We start from the raw sequence: 17,115 nt of genomic DNA, 5'->3' as shown, positions 1-17,115 counted from the left end.
TGGGCCCCTTTCAATCTGGCAGGCGATTGGCACTAAGCGAAGGGTGCGAGCTACATGACGATTTACCAACGATTCATCCGCTGCTCGATTTTGTTGTGCGGCTTGGCTGCCCCGGCATGGGCGCAGGAAGATGCAGCCTCCGGTCTGATCGACCGCCTTCAAAATAGCACTGCCACCCGTAAAGCCCAAGAGCAAGCGGCAATGGCGCCACCACAAACCGATGACAAGCATGAGATTGCGGTCTTCCACCACAAACGGGGCATGGCCCATTACACATTGGGTAACTATGATCAATCGGTGAATGATCTGCAAATCGCTTTGCGGAACAACATGCCAAGCCGTATCGCGGTTAGTGGATGGGGCGATCTCTGGCGTCTGCAAAATGACTTGGGCACTTCATTGCGCAGAAAGGGCGATCTGCTTTCCGAAAATGTGCACTGGCAAAGTCTTGCCGCTCAGTACCCGTCAAACTGGTCTGAGCACCATCTAGCGAAGCTCATGCTCGCACGGGTGCACCTGAGCCTTGGAGATTTCGCTAGTGCGGAACAGTCGCTGAAGGACGCCGACGAAACACTAAGACAAATGGCGAACCGCAATGACTGGGGATGGCTAAAGTACAACCAGATCTATTTGAATCAGGCCCGGCATGCTCACTTCATGGCCGCCCAAGGCAATATGCGGGAAGCGGAACGCCTTAGAAGACTTGCTCTTGACAATGCTCAGGAAGATTTCAATCTGCAGTTGCGTTCCGCTAAGTGGCTAAGAGTTGCTGCGGAGAATCTTGCATACGCTAGGGGCGACTTGGCAGCAGTTCTGGTGGCGCGAGGCAAGTTTGGAGAAGCAGAGTTTTTTGCCCAAGCAACGGTGGAAGATGCCATCAAGTACGCGGGTCCCAGTTCGATTCAAACTGCCCAGGTACTTGGGCTCCTTGCATATATCCGGCATCAGTCCGGCAATTTAGTCGGTGCGGAAAAGCTCTACCGCCACGCCTTAACGGTCGCGCTGAAATCAGGTGGTACCCCAAAGGCGCGACTATCCCTAGGCGAGCTACTGGTTGAACAGGAGCGCTGGCATGCGGCGATGAATGTTTTCAAGGAGAGGGCCGAAGACCTTCAATCCGATCCGGCGACGCAACTTCGTACGGATTCTATTGCCTGGGCGTTGGCGCTTCATCGGTCTGGGTCGTCGCAAGCTGCTAAGGACATGGCCGAACGACTCATCGCTATCCAGCATCAGCGGTCTGTTCCAAACTCCTACCACGTCGCCCGTCAGCGGGGGGTACTGGGCATGACATTGACGAGCCTCGGAGATTTGCCGGGGGCGCTGGCAGCTTTTCAGCAAGCGTTGCCGGAAATGGTCCGGTCGGACTCGGATAACAGTGCGGCTGAGGGTGCCGGTGTTACGCGAGTTTTTTGGCGCACTGAGATTCTGGAAGCCTATGTCGATCTGCTGGCAAGACTTCAAACAGAAGGCAAGGTACCGCCGGGTCTTGATGCGATTGCAGAATCCTTTCGCACCGCCGATCTGGCGAGAGGCTCAAGTGTACAAGCCGCCATCGCTGCGAGTGCAACACGGGCGCAGCTTCCGAACGTAGAGTTGGCTGGTTTGGTGCGGCGCGATCAGGACACCCAGAACCAGGCCGTCGCGCTCGACAAGATACTGGCAAAGCTGGTTACTGCACCCGAGGCGGAGCGGCTGAACAAGATCATCGCCGACATGCGGACAGAGGTTGAGCGCTTGCGAAAGGAACACCTTGCTCTGCAAGACGACATCCATCGGCGCTTCCCGGAATTCGGCGATCTGATTGCCCCCAAGCCTGCCACGCTGGCTGAGGTCAGGAAAGCCCTCGCTCCAGGCGAAGCTCTGGTTTCCATTTATCTAGGCAAAGCCCAATCCTACGTTTGGACGGTGGGAGACCAGGGCAAGACGGGCTTTCGGGTTGTGCCCATTGGCCGCGCCGAAGTCGACGCCGATGTGGCGAAATTGCGCGCCGGTTTGATGTTTGATGATGACGACGTTCGGCCCTCTTCATTCGATTTGACTCGTGCAAGCAAACTCTATCAAGCATTCCTGGCCCCTGATGCTGAACTTTGGCGGCAGGCCAAGGTGCTTTCCGTTATTCCTCATGGATCGTTAGGTCAGATTCCTTTTTCACTGCTGCCAACCGAGACGGCTCGCACAGGTGATGACGATCAGGGAATTTTTCGCAACACACCATGGCTGATTCGGAAAGTTGCGCTGGCCCAGCTGCCCTCGGCGACCGCATTCCTGGCGCTGAGACGTTCCCCACTGGCGCGTGCCGGACGGACGCCCTTCATCGGCTTTGGTGATCCGCTGTTCGTCGCAACGGAGGGTGTTGCCAGCAAGCGTGGCCGCGCACGGAATCTCTCGATAGGCAGGGAAGGCAATGCTGTTGACGAACAACTCTCTTTGCAGGCTGGGAGTAGTTCCACCATTGAGTCCAAACCCCGAGTGGACGCGAGTCGTCTTCTGGCAAATGCCTTCAGGCTAATGCCGTCCCTGCCCGATACCAGCGACGAACTGATGGAAATTGCGGCGGCACTCAAGGCTGATCCTGGTCGTGACGTCTATGTGGGACGCCGAGCCACAGAGAGCCAAGTCAAGCAAACCAAACTCGATGATCGGCGCGTGGTGGCCTTTGCAACTCACGGGATTGCGTCCGGCGAAGTCGCAGGCCTCGATCAGCCGGCACTTGTGCTCTCGAATCCCGCACTGACCGGGGAGGCCGATGCAGATGGATTCTTTACCATGGACGAAGTGCTCGGACTGAAGCTGGATGCCGACTGGGTGGTGCTGTCGGCGTGCAATACGGCCAGTCCAGATGGCAAAGCTTCTGAGGCAGTTTCCGGTCTCGGCCGAGCCTTCTTCTTCGCTGGCGCCCGTAGTCTGTTGGTGTCAAGTTGGGCGGTGGAAACCACGTCGGCTCGCCAATTGACCACCGCACTATTCCGACGTGAGGTTGAGAACCCATCCCTGCCAAGGGCTGAGGCTTTGCGTCAAGCAATGCTGGACGTGATGAAGACAGGCGACCCCAAGGCTGGTCTGAGTTATGCGCATCCCGCCTTTTGGGCACCTTTTTCGCTGGTTGGGGATGGAATGGGAAAGTAGACTTTGGATGGCTGCATAGAAGCGAGAAACGGCCATTGCTTATGCGAGTGGTATATGGCAGCAATGGGCACATCGGAGACATCGCTGTTTCCAATAGTCTGACGCGGCAAACATCAATTGCGGCCACGCCACGGCAGGCGGCTCGTCCATCAACCGCCATTCCGACATCCATTTTCGCAAGCCTTCAGGCCGGCACGACGATGCCGACGGCGCGCGGCAGAACGCTGATGCGCGCCGGAGCGTAACCCACCAGTTCGCCGTCGGCTTCCATCGGCGCGCCCGCCGGGGCCTCGATTTCCAGGGCCCGGCAGCGCCAGGCGCTGACTTCCGGATGACTGGCGATGCGGCCGTCGAACAGGCGCGGCAAGGCCCGCAGCACCCGATGCAAGGGCATGTGGCGGATCAGCACCAGATCGAGCGCGCCGTCGTCGGCGCGCGCCTCGGGCGCCACCAGCATGCCGCCGCCGCAATAGCGGCCGAGGCAAGCGAACAGCAGCATGGCCGATGCCGCGACCGGCTCCGCGTCGGCGCGAAGGCGCAATGGCAGCGGCCGGTAGGCCGCCAGCTCGCGCAACAGGCCGATCAGGTAGGCCAGCCGCCCCAGCGAGCGCGAGGGCATGTTTTCCACCACCCCGGCGTCGAAGCCGATGCCGGCGACATTGATGAACCAGCGCCGCCCGCCGCCTTCGAAATCGATGACGCCCACATCGAAGCGGCGAACATGGCCCGCCGCCGCCACGGCCAGGGCCGTGGCGTAGGCGCGGCTGATGCCCTGGCCGCGTGCCCAGTCGTTGCCGGTGCCGACGGGCAGCAACGCGAGGGTGATGTCCGCCGCCGGCACTTCGTTCTGTCCCATGACGCCGTTGACGGCCTCGGAAAGGCTGCCGTCGCCGCCACCGACCAGAAAGCGCCGGTAGCCGGCGGCAATGCCCTCGCTCACGAGCTGGATGCAATGCCCCGCGTGCGCCGATACGGCAACGTCACACGCCAGCCCGGCCGCGCACGCCGCCGCCAGGATGCGATCGCGGTCGCGCAGCCCCTGGCCGCGCCCGGACACCGGGTTCAGCAGCAGCAGCCAGCGCGAAGCATCGACGGGGTTCATGGGCGGATTTTGCTGCGTCGAAAGGGCGGCGTCCAGCGCCGCGACACGGGAACGAGGGAGGGTCTATGATGGTTGCCAACCGAACGCTCATGGCACCGAGTGCCGCCCGCCGAAGATGAAACACGCGAAAGGCGAAGTGGTCACCCGCCCCCCTTCCCCCCCTCACGGGGGGTTACCAGTCGGCGCGCTGCGCGCGTTCTGTACCGGAGACTTCGAACAAGGTTTTTCATATTAACGATGCGAGGAGAAAACCATGCTGCGCTCATTGCTCCTGGCCCTGCTGCTGCTCGCGCCGCTGCTGCCCGCAACGGCCGACGCGGCCCTGATCCCCGAACGCCAGAAGCTGTTCACCGCCGGGCGCTATGCCGAGCTGGAAAAGCTCATGGAAAAGGAAATCGGCGACGATCCGGATCCGAAGAACGCCAAGCTGATGTTCCAGTGCGCCGCCTTCAGCAAGCTCAAGCGTTACAACAAGCTGTTCCCCTGCCTGGCCAGGATGGAAGCAAACATCGCCAAGGGCGACACGGCGATGAACGACCTGGAGGAAATGGCAAAGGACAGTCCGTTCCTTACCGGCCTCGCACGCATGGGCGCCGGCATCGCCGGGGGCTCCACCAGCAGCGAACTGCTGCTTGCCGGCACCGTGGTGCCCTTTGTGCACCTGATGAAGGCGGAAGCCTGGAACGAGCTGCGCGACTATCCCAAGGCCGTGGCCGCGGCCCAGGCCGCGACCAAGTCGATCCCGACGGGATGGAGCGTGGAGCGCAGCATGCGCATCATGACGCTGACCGCCAATGGCCTGGCCGAAGGCTTCGGCGGCAACCGCGAGGCAGCGGTCAAGGTTGCGGAGGAGCTGGCCGCCGTCGGCACGTCCTATCCCTACTCGCTGCTCGCGGCCGAGAAATGGCACGGCGTGGCGCGCATCTATGTTTCGGTCGGTGATTTCGTCAAGGCCAACGCAGCGCTGAAAGAGGATACCAGCTCGCTGATCGGCTCGCTCGCGGTCGGCCTGGCGGACGCGATTGCCGGCATGGACGTGGGCGACAGCATGTTTTCCTATGTCGAGCTGCCCAAGGAATTCCTGCTCTACAAGACGCAGTTCGAAATCGGCCAGGTCAAGGAGGCCAGGGAAGGTTTCGACAAGCTGCTGAAGGACAAGCGCACCCAGGGCAACGGCGAGATCTACTGGCTGCTGCTGTATGACCGCGGCCGCATCGCCGCCGGCGAGGGCGACATGGCGCAAGCCGTGAAGCTCTGGCGCGAGGCGGTGGAGATCATCGAGCACCAGCGCTCGTCGATCAACACCGAGGCCAACAAGATCGGCTTTGTCGGCGACAAGCAGGCCGTCTACGGCCGCCTGATCGGCGGCCTGCATGCGACCGGCCAGTTCGCCGAGGCCTTCGACTACCTGGAGCGCTCGAAGTCGCGCGCCCTGGTCGACATGCTCGCCTCGAAGAAGGATTTCGCGGTGGTCACCGGCGACGCGGAGAAAATCCGCGACTTGCTCGCGCAAGCGGAGCAGTCCGAAATCGCCAGCCTCGCCCAGGGAGTGGAAAGCCGCAGCCGGACCCTCAGTGTTGCCGCGCCGGCGGAAGTGCTGCGCGAACAGGCGCCGGAACTGGCGACGCTGGTTTCGGTCAGCGCCACCCCGATCGCGGAGATCCAGGCCAGGCTGCGGCCGGATGAAACCCTGGTCGAGTACTACTATGACGAGAAATCGCTCTATGCCTTTGTCCTCAATCGCGAGAGCCTGAGTGCCATGCGGGTGGACGCCGGAGATCTGGAAGCGGAGGTGCGGACCTGGCGCGCCGCCCTGGAAGACCCGCAGGGCAAGACGCAGCTGCCGCTGGCGCAATCCCTGTACGGGAAACTGGTGGCGCCGATCCTGGGCCAGCTCGACCGCCCGCGCATCACCTTCGTCGCGCACGGGGTGCTGCATTACGTGCCGCTGGCGGCACTCCACAGCGGCAACGAATACCTGCTCGACAAATTCACCGTGCGCCTGCTGCCCAGCGCCAGCGTGATGAAATACCTGCGCAGCGGCGAGGCGAACTACCCGGCCGGCGCCTTGACTCTGGGCAATCCGGACCTGGGCGATCCGCGCCTCGATCTGGAGTTCGCCCAGCAGGAGGCGGTCGCCATCGCGAAGATGGTGCCCCAGTCGCGCGCCTTCCTGCGCAAGGAGGCCAACACGGCGGCGTTGCGCAAGTACGGCCAGGGCTTCCGCTACCTGCATTTCGCCACCCACGGCGAATTCAAGGCCGACAATCCGCTCGCCTCGGCGCTCTACCTGTCGAAAGACGATCAGGACGACGGCCTGCTCACTGTCAGCAAACTGTACTCGATGCGCTTCGATACCGACCTGGTCACCCTGTCGGCCTGCGAAACGGGGCTGGGCAAGATCGCCAACGGCGACGACGTGGTCGGCCTGACGCGCGGCTTCCTCTATGCCGGGGCCGCCACCATTGTCGCCAGCCTGTGGAAAGTCGACGATCAGGCCACCTCGGACCTGATGCGGGCCTTCTACAGCAACCTGAGCCGGACCGGCAAACTCGACGCCCTGCGCCAGGCCCAGCTGGAGCTCAAGGGCAAGCGTCCGCAACCGTTCTTCTGGGCGCCGTTCCAGTTGCTGGGCAATCCGGATGGCGGCCAGTATGTCGCGGCCAAGGCGCCCGAACCGGAACCGCCTCCGGTGGCCAAAACGGTTCCCGCAGCCAAAGCCAAGGCCCCGCCATCCCGGAAAACCAAGGCGAAATAGGCGCCTGCGACTGAAATGCCGAACCGGCGCCGCTATTCCGCAGTGCAGCATTTCAAGGTGGGCTTGCTTCCTGGCGCCCGTCGCCAAGCGCGTGCGCCGACCGGCCGCAAGCGCTGACACGCGGGCATCACGGTGCGCGCAAGCACCAGCGCACGGCGCAAAAAAATCGTTTACAGCCCGAGACACAATCAGTATCATTTGGCGTGTATTACAGAACTATGTTCCGCTACGCAGAACTACAAGATTCAGCCGCCCGAGTCCGGACCGGATTACATACAGGAGAAGACATCCATGAAATACACGCTTGCAAAACGCCTCGCGCTTGCCGCGAGCACGCTGCTGATCGGCAGCAACGCCTTCGCCCAGGTCAAGATCGCCTACATCGACCCGCTGTCGGGTCCGTTCGCCAACGTCGGCGAAGCCGGTCTCAAGGGCTTCAAGGAAGCCGCCGAAATCCTGGTGAACCAGAAGGGCGGCATCATGGGCCAGAAGCTTGAGTTCACCGGCTTCGACAACAAGGGCAGCCCGCAGGAAACCCAGATCCAGCTGAAGGCCGCGATCGACCAGGGCTTCCGCTTCGTCACGCTGGGCAACGGCTCGGGCGCCGCGCATTCGCTGATCGACGCGGTGAACAAGTGGAACGCGCGCAACCCGGACAAGACGGTACTGTTCTTCAACTACGCGGCCGTCGATCCGACACTGACCAACGAGAAGTGCAGCTTCTGGCATTTCCGCTTCGACGCCAACACCGAAATGAAGATGGAGGCGATCAGCAACTTCATGGAGAAGGACAAGAAGATCAAGAAGGTCTTCATCATCGGCCAGGACTATGCCCACGGCCATCAGGTGGCCAAGTATACCAAGGAGATGCTGGCCAAGAAGCGCAAGGACATCAAGATTGTCGGCGAGGATCTGCATCCGATCGGCCGCGTCAAGGACTTCGCGCCCTACATCGCCAAGATCAAGGCCTCGGGCGCCGACACCGTGATGACCGGCAACTGGGGCAACGACCTCTCGCTGCTGATCAAGGCGGCCAAGGATGCCGGCCTCAAGGCACGCTTCTTCACCTACTACGCGGGCGGCCTCGGCACGCCGCAGGCGATGGGCGCGGCCGGCGAAAACCAGGTCATCCAGCTCACCGAATGGCACATGAACGTGCCGACCAAGAACACCGAGAAGTTCGCCCTGGACTTCAACAAGAAGTATCCCGGCGTCTGGTTCTACTACCTGCGGGTGAACAACATGGTGCAGATGGTGGCCCAGGCCATGAACACCGCCAAATCGACCGACCCCAAGGCCGTGGCCCTGGCGCTGGAAGACATGCGCATGCCGGTCGACACCGGCGAAGTCTGGATGCGCAAGAGCGACCACCAGGCCATGCAACCGCTGTACATCTCGATCTTCAGCAAGAAGGACGGCAAGACGGTCAAGCATGATTCGGAAGGCACGGGCTACGGCTGGAAGACGCTGGCGACGATCTCGCAGCGCGACTCGCAGTTGCCGACCTCCTGCATCATGGAACGTCCCTGACCGGGCGAGCCGGACAAGCAGAGAGGACCTTGCCCTGGGGTTTTCCAAGTTCAACCCTCCCAACCGCTACGCGGCCCACGGCTGGCTTTGCACAGCCAGCCGGCTGCGGCGGCGCGACGCATGCGTCGCGAATTCCCGCCTCGCCCCCCTCGCGGGGGAGGCGATTGATTGGCTCGCTACGCTCGGCAATCACCCCGGATTCACGATCACCAACCGTCCTGAACACGCCTAGAGGATGAAATGGAATTCGTCGCCATATCGCTGCTGAACGGCATTACCTACGGCTTGCTGCTGTTCATGTTGTCCAGCGGACTGACGCTGATTTTCAGCATGATGGGCATCCTCAATTTCGCCCACGCCAGTTTCTACATGCTCGGCGCCTACTTCGCCTACCAGATCAGCACCTGGGTCGGCTTCTGGCCCGGCCTGCTGGTGGCCCCGCTGCTGGTCGGCGCCGTCGGCGCGGCCGTGGAGCGCTACGGCCTGCGCCGCGCGCACAGGTACGGCCACGTCGCGGAACTCTTGTTCACCTTCGGCCTGGCCTTCCTGGTCGAGGAAATCGTGCACCTGATCTGGGGCAAGGTGGCGGTCGACTACCGGATTCCCGCGGAACTCGACGGCACGCTGTTCACCCTGTTCGCAACCGATTTCCCGATTTACAAGGGCTTCATGATGCTGGTTTCGGTCGGCATGCTGGTGGCCCTCTATGCGCTGCTGACGCGCACCCGCATCGGACTCATCATCCAGGCCGCGCTGACCAAGCCGGACATGGTCGAGGCGCTGGGCCACAACGTGCCACGCATCTTCATGCTGGTCTTCGGCGGCGGCACCGCGCTGGCGGGGCTGGCCGGCGTCATCGGCGGCAATGCCTTCGTCACCGAACCGGGCATGGCGGCGGCGGTCGGCAGCATCGTCTTCGTCGTCGTCGTCGTCGGCGGCCTCGGCTCGCTGGGCGGCGCCTTCGTCGCCTCGCTGCTGATCGGTTGCATCCAGACCTTCTCGATCGCGCTGACGATATCCATCACCGATGTCTTCGCCCTGATCGGCGTCACGCTGCCCGAAGGTTCGCAAGTGGCGCGGCTGACCATTACGCAGTTGGCACCGGTGCTGCCCTACATGCTGATGGTGGCGATCCTGGTCTTCCGCCCGCGCGGCCTGATGGGGGCGCGCGAATCATGAACCTGCAAAAAGCATTTGGTCCGCAGATTTCGCCGATTGACGCAGATGAATCAGGGCCTTGCCTGGTCGGGTCGGACCGCCTGCCGGATGAGCCGTGGGTACGGGCCACTTCGCTGTTCAATCTGCGAAATCTGCGTCATCTGCGGATTGAACTGGGGTTTTTAGTATGAACAGCGCCATATTTCCGCGCGGCCGCCTGCTGCTCTGGGGCAGTTGCCTCGCCCTCGTTGTCGCCCTGCCGCTGGCGTTCAAGAGCGGCTTCATGATCTCGCTGCTGTGCCAGATGGGCGTCATGGTGGTGTTCGCGCTCTCCTACAACATGCTGCTGGGCCAGACCGGCCTGCTTTCCTTCGGCCATGCGGTCTATTACGGCATCGGCGCCTTCATCACCATGCACACGCTGAACTACATCGGCAAGGACGGCAGTCCGCTGCTGGTCGCCCTGCTGCCGCTGGTTGGCGGCCTCGCCGGGCTGCTGGCCGGCGTGGTGCTCGGCTACGTCACGACCAAGAAGGCCGGCACCACCTTCGCCATGATCTCGCTCGGCATCGGCGAACTGGTCGCGGCCTGCGCACTGATGTTCCCCGGCTTCTTCGGCGGCGAAGGCGGCGTCTCCGGCAATCGCGTGATCGCCAAGCAGAGCTTCCTCGGCTTCACCTGGGGACCGCAGGTCGAGATGTACGGGTTGATCGTGGCCTGGGCCTTCCTCGCCACCGTCGCCATGTTCGCCCTGACGCAGACGCCGCTGGGCCGCATGGCCAATGCGGTGCGCGACAATCCGGAACGCGCCGAGTTCGTCGGCTACGACACGCAGCGCGTGCGCTACCTGATGCTCATCCTGTCCGGCTTCTTCGCCGGTGTCGCCGGCGGCCTGACGGCACTCAACTATGAGATCGTCACCGCGGAAACCCTCAACGCGCATACCTCGGGCGTGGTGCTGCTGATGAGCTTCGTCGGCGGCATCGGCTTTTTCTACGGCCCGATCATCGGCGCCATCCTGATCACCGTGATGCAGATCGTGGTCGGCGGCATGACGCACGCCTGGCTGCTGTACTTCGGCCTGTTCTTCCTGTTCATGGTGCTGATGGCGCCGGGCGGCATCGCCAGCGTCATCGCGATCCAGCGCAACCTGTGGATGGCGGGACTGTTCGGCCGCATGGTGCCGCATTACCTCGCCGTCGCCGTGCCCATCCTGATCCTGCTGGCCGGCCTGGTCGGCCTGGTCGAGATGAGCTATGCCCTGCTCGCCGGCGAGGGAGTCGGCGCTGGCGACACGGCGACGAAGGTAATGAAGATGGAACTCCACCTCAACACAGCCGTCCCGTGGCTGGCGGCGCTGGGCGTCACGGCGGCTGGCCTCGCGCTGACGCGCTGGATCGGCGGCCGGACTCGCGCGGCGTGGAATTCGACACTGGCGACACTGCATGGAGATAAATCGTGAGCCTGCAAGAAGCATTTGATCCGCAGATTTCGCAGATTTACGCAGATGGATCGGGGCATTGCTTGGCGCCGGCCGCTTCGCTCGTCTCTCTGGATAATCTGCGTAATCTGCGGATGAAACCAAGGTTTCCAAAATGAGTTCTCCCGCGATCCGCATCAGCGGCCTGAAGAAAAACTTCGGCGCCAGCGAAATCATCCGCGGCGTCGATCTCGACATCCATCGCGGCGAGCGCCACGCCATCATCGGTCCCAACGGCGCCGGCAAGTCCACGCTGTTCCACCTGATCAGCGCGCGCCTGCCGGTGTCCTCCGGCGCCATCGAGCTCAAGGGCGAAAACGTGATCGGCCTCAAGCCCTTCGAGATCAACCGCAAGGGCCTCTCGCGCAGCTTCCAGATCACCAACATCTTCCACAACCTGTCGGTGTTCGAGAACCTGCGCTGCGCCGTGCTGTGGTCGCTGGGCTATCGCTACTCGTTCTGGCAGCGCCTGGCCGGGCTTGCGGACGCGCGCCTGCGCGCCGAGGCCGTGATGGAGGACATCGGGCTGGCCAAACGCCGCGACACGCCAGCCGGCATCCTCTCCTACGCCGAGCAACGCGCGCTGGAAATCGGCATCACCATCGCCAGCGGCGCCGACGTGATCCTGCTCGACGAACCCACCGCCGGCATGAGCCGTTCCGAAACCGACGACGCCGTGGCGCTGATCCGCCGCGTCACCGAAGGCAAGACGCTGGTCATGGTCGAGCATGACATGGGCGTGGTGTTCGGGCTGGCCGACCGCATCTCGGTGCTGGTCTATGGCCAGATCATCGCCACCGACGCGCCAGCGGCGATCCGCTGCAATGCCGCCGTGCAGGAAGCCTATCTTGGTACCAGCGCACATCTGGAAAATGAGTCATGACCAAGCCCATGCTGGAAGTTGCCGACCTCCACGCCTATTACGGCAAGAGTCACGTCCTCCATGGCGTCAACCTGCACGTCAATCCCGGAGAAATCGTCTGCCTGCTCGGCAGGAACGGCGTCGGCCGCTCGACCACGGCCAAGGCCGTGATGGGCCAGGTCGTCGCGCGCGGCAGAATCAGCTTCAAGGACCGCGACATCCTCGGCCTGAAGGCCTACGAAGTCGCCCGCCTCGGCATCGGCCTGGTGCCGGAAGACCGCTCGATCTTTCCCGACCTGACCGTCAAGCAGAACCTGATGCTCGGCGTCAAGGACACCAAGGCGGTCGGGCGCTGGAACATCGACGACATGTACGCCCTCTTCCCGCGCCTCAGGGAGCGCGAAAACACGCCGGGCGGCGTGCTCTCCGGTGGCGAACAGCAGATGCTGACCTTGTGTCGTACGCTGATGGGCGACCCGGACCTGATCATGATCGACGAGCCGACCGAGGGCCTCGCGCCGAAGATCGTCGAACTGGTCGGAGAATTCCTCCAGGAGATTCGCAAGCGCGGCGTCTCGATCCTGCTGATCGAACAGAAGCTGGCCATCGCGCTCGACATCTCGGAGCGGCTCTACCTCATGGGCCATGGCCGCATCGTCTTCGAAGGCACGCCGGCCGACCTCAAGAACAACGAAGCCATCCGCAAGGAATGGCTGGAAGTATGAATCCGAAAATCCAAGGTCGATCCGCAGATTTCGCAGATTTACGCAGATGAGCCAAGACACTGAGTAATCTGCGCAAATCTGCGTAATCTGCGGATCAAATGCTTCTGAATCCCGATCATCCCCGCAAGGAGTCACCATGAGCAGCACCAACTACCAACTGCACGGCAGCACCGCCGTCATCACCCTCGACAATCCGCCGGTCAACGGTCTGGGCTACGACCTGCGGTGCGGCATCGTCGCCGGCATCGACCAGGCAACGGCGGATCCCGCCGTCAAGGCCGTGGTGCTGATCGGTTCCGACCGCGCCTTTTCGGGCGGCGCCGACATCCGCGAATTCGGCTCGCCGAAGTCCTATGCCGAACCCAACCTGCTGACCGTGATCCGCATCGTCGAGGCCTGCCCCAAGCCGGTGGTCGCCGCGATCGGCGGCGTCTGCATGGGCGGCGGCCTGGAACTCACGCTGGGCTGCCACTTCCGCGTCGCCATCGCCGGCGCCTCGATCGCGCTGCCGGAGATCAAACTGGGCCTGCTGCCCGGCGCCGGCGGCACGCAGCGCATGCCGCGCATCGTCGGCGTCGAGGCGGCGTTGAACCTGATCCTCTCCGGCAATCCGGTCCCCTCCGAAAAGTTCAAGGGCACGCCGCTGTTCGACGAATTCATCGAGGGTAACGGCGGCGATCTGCTCAAGGGTGCGCTGGCCTTTGCCGACAAGGTGGTCGCCGAAAAGCGTCCGTTGAAGCGCATCCGCGACATCAGGATCGATTACCCGGGACAGGAGGCCTTCTTCCAGTTCTCGCGCAACATGGTCAAGGGCGTCGCCGGCCCCTTCCCCGCGCCCTTCAAGTGCATCGACGCCGTGCAGGCGGCGCTGACCAAACCCTTCGACGAAGGCATGAAGTTCGAGCGCGCCTGCTTCATCGAACTCATGGGTACGCCCGAGTCGCGCGCGCTGCGCCACGCCTTCACCGGCGAGCGCGCCGCTTCGAAGATTCCCGACGTGCCGGACGACACCCCTGCGCGCAAGATCGCCAGGGTGGGCGTGATCGGCGCCGGTACCATGGGCGGCGGCATCACCATGAACTTCCTCAATGCCGGCATCCCCGTGACGATGCTCGAAATGAAGCAGGAGGCGCTGGACAAGGGCATCGCCACGATCCGCAAGAACTACGAAAACAGCATGAAGAAGGGCAAGCTGACCCAGGAGAAACTGGACCAGCGCATGGGCATGCTGAGCGGCACCCTGTCCTACGACGACTTCAAGGACGCCGACCTGATCATCGAGGCGGTGTTCGAGGAAATCAGCGTCAAGGAAGCCGTGTTCAAGCAGCTCGACGCCATCGCCAAGCCCGGCGCGATCCTCGCCTCCAACACCTCGACGCTCGACGTGAACAAGATCGCCAATTTCACCAAGCGCCCGCAGGATGTGGTCGGCATGCACTTCTTCAGTCCGGCCAATGTCATGAAGCTGCTGGAAGTGGTGCGCGGCGCGGCGACCGCCAAGGACGTCATGGCCACGGTGATGCAGGTGGCGAAGAAGATCAAGAAGACCGCCGTCGTCTCGGGCGTTTGCGACGGCTTCATCGGCAACCGCATGATCGAGCACTACGGCCGCGTCGCCGGCTTCCTGCTGGAAGAAGGCGCGACGCCGGCGCAGGTGGACAAGGCGCTGGAAAAGTGGGGCATGGCCATGGGCCCGTTCCGCATGGGCGACCTCGCCGGCAACGACATCGGCTGGGCGATCCGCAAGCGCCGCTATGTCGAGAAGCCATCGATCCGCTACGCGAAGTTCGCCGACAAGCTTTGCGAACAGGGCCGCTACGGCCAGAAGACCGGCAAGGGCTGGTATCTCTATCAGCCGGGCAACCGCAAGGCCATCCCCGATCCGGAAGTCGACACGATGCTGGAGGCCTACCGCAAGGAACTCGGCATCACGCCGCGCAAGATCAGCGATGCCGAAATCGTCCAGCGCTGCATCTACGCGCTGGTCAATGAAGGCGCGCGCATCCTCGAGGAAGGCATCGCCGCCCGCGCCTCCGACATCGACATGATCTACCTGACCGGCTACGGCTTCCCGCTGCATCGCGGCGGCCCGATGCTCTATGCCGACGAGGTGGGCCTCTACAACGTCGCGCGGAGCATGAAGGAGTTCGCCGCCACGTCCGGCGACGCCTTCTGGGAACCGGCGCCGCTGATCGCCAAGCGCGTCGCCGACGGAAAGTCGCTTACTTGAAACAAACCCTTTACCGCAGAGGCGCGGAGGCGCAGAGGATGCGCAGAGAAAGGCACAGTGCAAGCTCCTGTTTGCATAGCTTTTCCTCTGCGTGTTTTTCTCTGCGCCTCTGCGCCTCCGCGGTGGATTATTAGGTTTTAGGAGAATCACATGACTGATGCCGTTATCGTATCCACCGCCCGCACCGGACTGGCCAAGTCCTGGAAAGGCGCTTTCAACATGACCCATGGCGCCACCCTCGGCGCGCATTCCGTGAAGCACGCCGTGGCCCGCGCCAAAATCGATCCGGCCGAGGTCGAAGACGTGCTGATGGGCTGCGCCACGCCGGAAGGCGCGACAGGCAGCAACATCGCACGCCAGATCGCGCTGGCCGCCGGCCTGCCGGTGACGGTGCCCGGCGCCACGGTCAACCGCTTCTGCTCCTCGGGGCTGCAGACCATCGCCATGGCGGCCCAGCGCATCATCGCCGGCGAGTGCGACATCCTGGTCGCGGGCGGCGTCGAGAGCATTTCCTGCGTGCAGCAGGAAGCCAATCGCCACATGATCACCGACCCCGCGCTGCTGAAAATCAAGCCCGAGGTGTACTGGAGCATGCTGCAGACCGCCGAACAGGTGGCCAAGCGCTACAAGATCGGCAAGGATCGCCAGGACGAATACGGCGTGAACAGCCAGTTGCGCGCCGCTGCCGGTCAGGCCGCAGGAAAGTTCGCCGACGAGATCGTACCGATGACCGTGACCATGGGTGTCGCCGACAAGGCCACCGGCGCATTGTCGACAAAGGAAGTCACCATCGCCGCCGACGAGGGCATCCGCCCCGACACGACGCTGGAAGGTGTCTCCAAGATCCGCTCGGCGCTGCCGGGCGGCGTCATCACCGCCGGCAACGCCAGCCAGTTCTCCGACGGCTCCTCGGCTTCCGTGGTGATGAACGCCACCGTCGCGGAAAGAAAGGGCCTGACCCCGCTGGGCATCTTCCGCGGCTTTGCAGTGGCCGGCTGCGAGCCCGACGAGATGGGCATCGGCCCGGTGTTCGCGGTACCCAAGCTGTTGAAGAAGGCCGGGCTCACAGTGGCGGACATCGACCTATGGGAACTCAACGAAGCCTTCGCCGTGCAGGTGCTCTACAGCGCCGACACGCTGGGCATCCCGCTGGATCGCCTCAATGTGAATGGCGGCGCGATCGCCGTCGGCCATCCCTACGGCGTCTCCGGCGCGCGCCTGGTCGGCCATGCGCTGATCGAGGGCAAGCGGCGCGGCGCGAAGCTCGTCGTCGTCACCATGTGCATTGGCGGCGGGCAAGGTGCAGCCGGTTTGTTTGAAGTTGTTTGAGGGGATACGAAAATGGGCGTGAAACAGTTATTCGATCTGACCGGCAAGGTCGCGATCATCACCGGCGGCTCGCGCGGCCTCGGCTTGCAGATGGCCGAGGCACTCGGTGAAATGGGCGCCAAGCTCGCCATCACGGCGCGCAAGACCGACGAACTGGCGGAAGCCAAGTCCCACCTCGAAAAGCTCGGTGTCGAGGTGCTCACCGTGACCAACGACCTGTCGAAGTTCGACCAGATTCCCGGCCTCGTGACCAAGGTTCTGGAGCACTACGGCAGGATCGACATCCTGGTGAATAACGCCGGCGCCACCTGGGGTGCGCCGGCCGAGGACTATCCCTTCGACGCCTGGATGAAGGTGATCAACCTCAACGTCAATGGCATGTTCTTCCTGACGCAGGAAGTCGGCAAGCGCGCCTTCATCCCGCAGAAGTCGGGCAAGGTCATCGTCACCGCCTCGATCGCCGGCCTGCGCGGCAATCCGCCGGACATGCAGACCATCGCCTACAACACCAGCAAGGGCGCCGACGTCAATTTCGTGCGCACCCTGGCCGCCGAATGGGGCAGGTACAACATCAACGTCAATGCCATCTGCCCAGGCTTCTTCCCCTCGAAGATGGCCAGCGGCATCATGGAAAAACTCGGCGACCGCATCATCGCCGGCACCGCGCTGGGCCGCGTCGGCGGCGACGAGGACCTGAAGGGCACGGTGGTTCTGCTCGCCTCCGAAGCCGGGCGCCACATCACCGGCCAGGCGCTGGCCGTCGATGGCGGCAGCATGACTTTTTAACGCTCATGCCAGCAAGCTCCATCCGC

General features: G+C 63.1%; 13 protein-coding genes. 12 read left to right on the top strand and 1 reads right to left on the bottom strand.

Features of this window, described 5'->3' with window-relative positions; genetic code table 11:
• Positions 1-54 precede the first annotated feature (54 nt).
• Positions 55-3,129 carry a CHAT domain-containing protein gene (locus tag SUTH_RS05675; RefSeq protein WP_041097756.1) on the top strand — a complete coding sequence of 1,025 codons (3,075 nt, stop codon included), beginning with the start codon at positions 55-57 and terminating at the stop codon, positions 3,127-3,129.
• Positions 3,130-3,313: 184 nt separating this feature from the next.
• On the opposite strand, the gene SUTH_RS05670 is transcribed toward SUTH_RS05675, so the two are convergent.
• Complete coding sequence (locus SUTH_RS05670; RefSeq protein WP_041097754.1) at positions 3,314-4,231, bottom strand: diacylglycerol/lipid kinase family protein; 918 nt, start codon at positions 4,229-4,231, stop codon at positions 3,314-3,316.
• Between the two features lie 253 nt (positions 4,232-4,484).
• Between SUTH_RS05670 and SUTH_RS05665 the strand changes: the two genes are divergently transcribed.
• The 11 genes from SUTH_RS05665 (at position 4,485) to SUTH_RS05625 (ending at position 17,089) form a co-directional block, all read left to right on the top strand.
• Entirely contained in the window at positions 4,485-6,989 is a 2,505-nt protein-coding gene (locus SUTH_RS05665) for a CHAT domain-containing protein (protein WP_041097752.1), read from the top strand.
• A 291-nt stretch (positions 6,990-7,280) separates the two neighbouring features.
• Complete coding sequence (locus tag SUTH_RS05660) at positions 7,281-8,519, top strand: branched-chain amino acid ABC transporter substrate-binding protein (protein WP_041097750.1); 1,239 nt, start codon at positions 7,281-7,283, stop codon at positions 8,517-8,519.
• Positions 8,520-8,759: 240 nt separating this feature from the next.
• Positions 8,760-9,698 carry a branched-chain amino acid ABC transporter permease gene (locus SUTH_RS05655; protein ID WP_041097748.1) on the top strand — a complete coding sequence of 313 codons (939 nt, stop codon included), beginning with the start codon at positions 8,760-8,762 and terminating at the stop codon, positions 9,696-9,698.
• Complete coding sequence (locus tag SUTH_RS19595) at positions 9,695-9,868, top strand: hypothetical protein (RefSeq protein WP_171817320.1); 174 nt, start codon at positions 9,695-9,697, stop codon at positions 9,866-9,868. The genes SUTH_RS05655 and SUTH_RS19595 overlap by 4 nt, the downstream gene beginning before the upstream one ends.
• On the top strand, positions 9,865-11,139 hold the full coding sequence (locus tag SUTH_RS05650) for a branched-chain amino acid ABC transporter permease (RefSeq protein ID WP_052473291.1): 1,275 nt from the start codon (positions 9,865-9,867) through the stop codon (positions 11,137-11,139). The genes SUTH_RS19595 and SUTH_RS05650 overlap by 4 nt, the downstream gene beginning before the upstream one ends.
• Positions 11,136-11,276 carry a hypothetical protein gene (locus SUTH_RS19590; protein WP_171817319.1) on the top strand — a complete coding sequence of 47 codons (141 nt, stop codon included), beginning with the start codon at positions 11,136-11,138 and terminating at the stop codon, positions 11,274-11,276. The genes SUTH_RS05650 and SUTH_RS19590 overlap by 4 nt, the downstream gene beginning before the upstream one ends.
• A complete protein-coding gene (locus SUTH_RS05645; RefSeq protein ID WP_041097747.1) occupies positions 11,273-12,040 on the top strand; it encodes an ABC transporter ATP-binding protein in 768 nt (255 codons plus the stop codon). Before SUTH_RS19590 ends, SUTH_RS05645 begins: the two co-directional genes overlap by 4 nt.
• Positions 12,037-12,744: an ABC transporter ATP-binding protein gene (locus tag SUTH_RS05640; RefSeq protein WP_041097745.1), complete on the top strand. Its 708-nt coding sequence runs from the start codon at positions 12,037-12,039 to the stop codon at positions 12,742-12,744. Before SUTH_RS05645 ends, SUTH_RS05640 begins: the two co-directional genes overlap by 4 nt.
• A 136-nt stretch (positions 12,745-12,880) precedes the next feature.
• Positions 12,881-14,974 (top strand): 3-hydroxyacyl-CoA dehydrogenase NAD-binding domain-containing protein, encoded by a 2,094-nt coding sequence (locus tag SUTH_RS05635; protein ID WP_041097743.1) that lies wholly within the window; start codon positions 12,881-12,883, stop codon positions 14,972-14,974.
• A 150-nt stretch (positions 14,975-15,124) separates the two neighbouring features.
• Entirely contained in the window at positions 15,125-16,303 is a 1,179-nt protein-coding gene (locus SUTH_RS05630) for an acetyl-CoA C-acyltransferase (protein WP_041097741.1), read from the top strand.
• Between the two features lie 18 nt (positions 16,304-16,321).
• Complete coding sequence (locus SUTH_RS05625) at positions 16,322-17,089, top strand: SDR family oxidoreductase (protein WP_197539650.1); 768 nt, start codon at positions 16,322-16,324, stop codon at positions 17,087-17,089.
• Positions 17,090-17,115 lie beyond the last annotated feature (26 nt).

Source organism: Sulfuritalea hydrogenivorans sk43H, from assembly GCF_000828635.1.
GTDB classification, from domain to species: domain Bacteria; phylum Pseudomonadota; class Gammaproteobacteria; order Burkholderiales; family Rhodocyclaceae; genus Sulfuritalea; species Sulfuritalea hydrogenivorans.
The sequence above is the reverse complement of the archived record's forward strand: the minus strand, read 5'-3'. Positions and strand labels throughout refer to the sequence as shown.

What these genes read in the sequence shown, in the direction of transcription:
- SUTH_RS05675 (WP_041097756.1), top strand. Translation starts at nt 55, where the DNA reads ATGACGATTTACCAACGATTCATCCGCTGCTCGATTTTGTTGTGCGGC.
- SUTH_RS05670 (WP_041097754.1), bottom strand. Translation starts at nt 4,231, where the DNA reads ATGAACCCCGTCGATGCTTCGCGCTGGCTGCTGCTGCTGAACCCGGTG.
- SUTH_RS05665 (WP_041097752.1), top strand. Translation starts at nt 4,485, where the DNA reads ATGCTGCGCTCATTGCTCCTGGCCCTGCTGCTGCTCGCGCCGCTGCTG.
- SUTH_RS05660 (WP_041097750.1), top strand. Translation starts at nt 7,281, where the DNA reads ATGAAATACACGCTTGCAAAACGCCTCGCGCTTGCCGCGAGCACGCTG.
- SUTH_RS05655 (WP_041097748.1), top strand. Translation starts at nt 8,760, where the DNA reads ATGGAATTCGTCGCCATATCGCTGCTGAACGGCATTACCTACGGCTTG.
- SUTH_RS19595 (WP_171817320.1), top strand. Translation starts at nt 9,695, where the DNA reads ATGAACCTGCAAAAAGCATTTGGTCCGCAGATTTCGCCGATTGACGCA.
- SUTH_RS05650 (WP_052473291.1), top strand. Translation starts at nt 9,865, where the DNA reads ATGAACAGCGCCATATTTCCGCGCGGCCGCCTGCTGCTCTGGGGCAGT.
- SUTH_RS05645 (WP_041097747.1), top strand. Translation starts at nt 11,273, where the DNA reads ATGAGTTCTCCCGCGATCCGCATCAGCGGCCTGAAGAAAAACTTCGGC.
- SUTH_RS05640 (WP_041097745.1), top strand. Translation starts at nt 12,037, where the DNA reads ATGACCAAGCCCATGCTGGAAGTTGCCGACCTCCACGCCTATTACGGC.
- SUTH_RS05635 (WP_041097743.1), top strand. Translation starts at nt 12,881, where the DNA reads ATGAGCAGCACCAACTACCAACTGCACGGCAGCACCGCCGTCATCACC.
- SUTH_RS05630 (WP_041097741.1), top strand. Translation starts at nt 15,125, where the DNA reads ATGACTGATGCCGTTATCGTATCCACCGCCCGCACCGGACTGGCCAAG.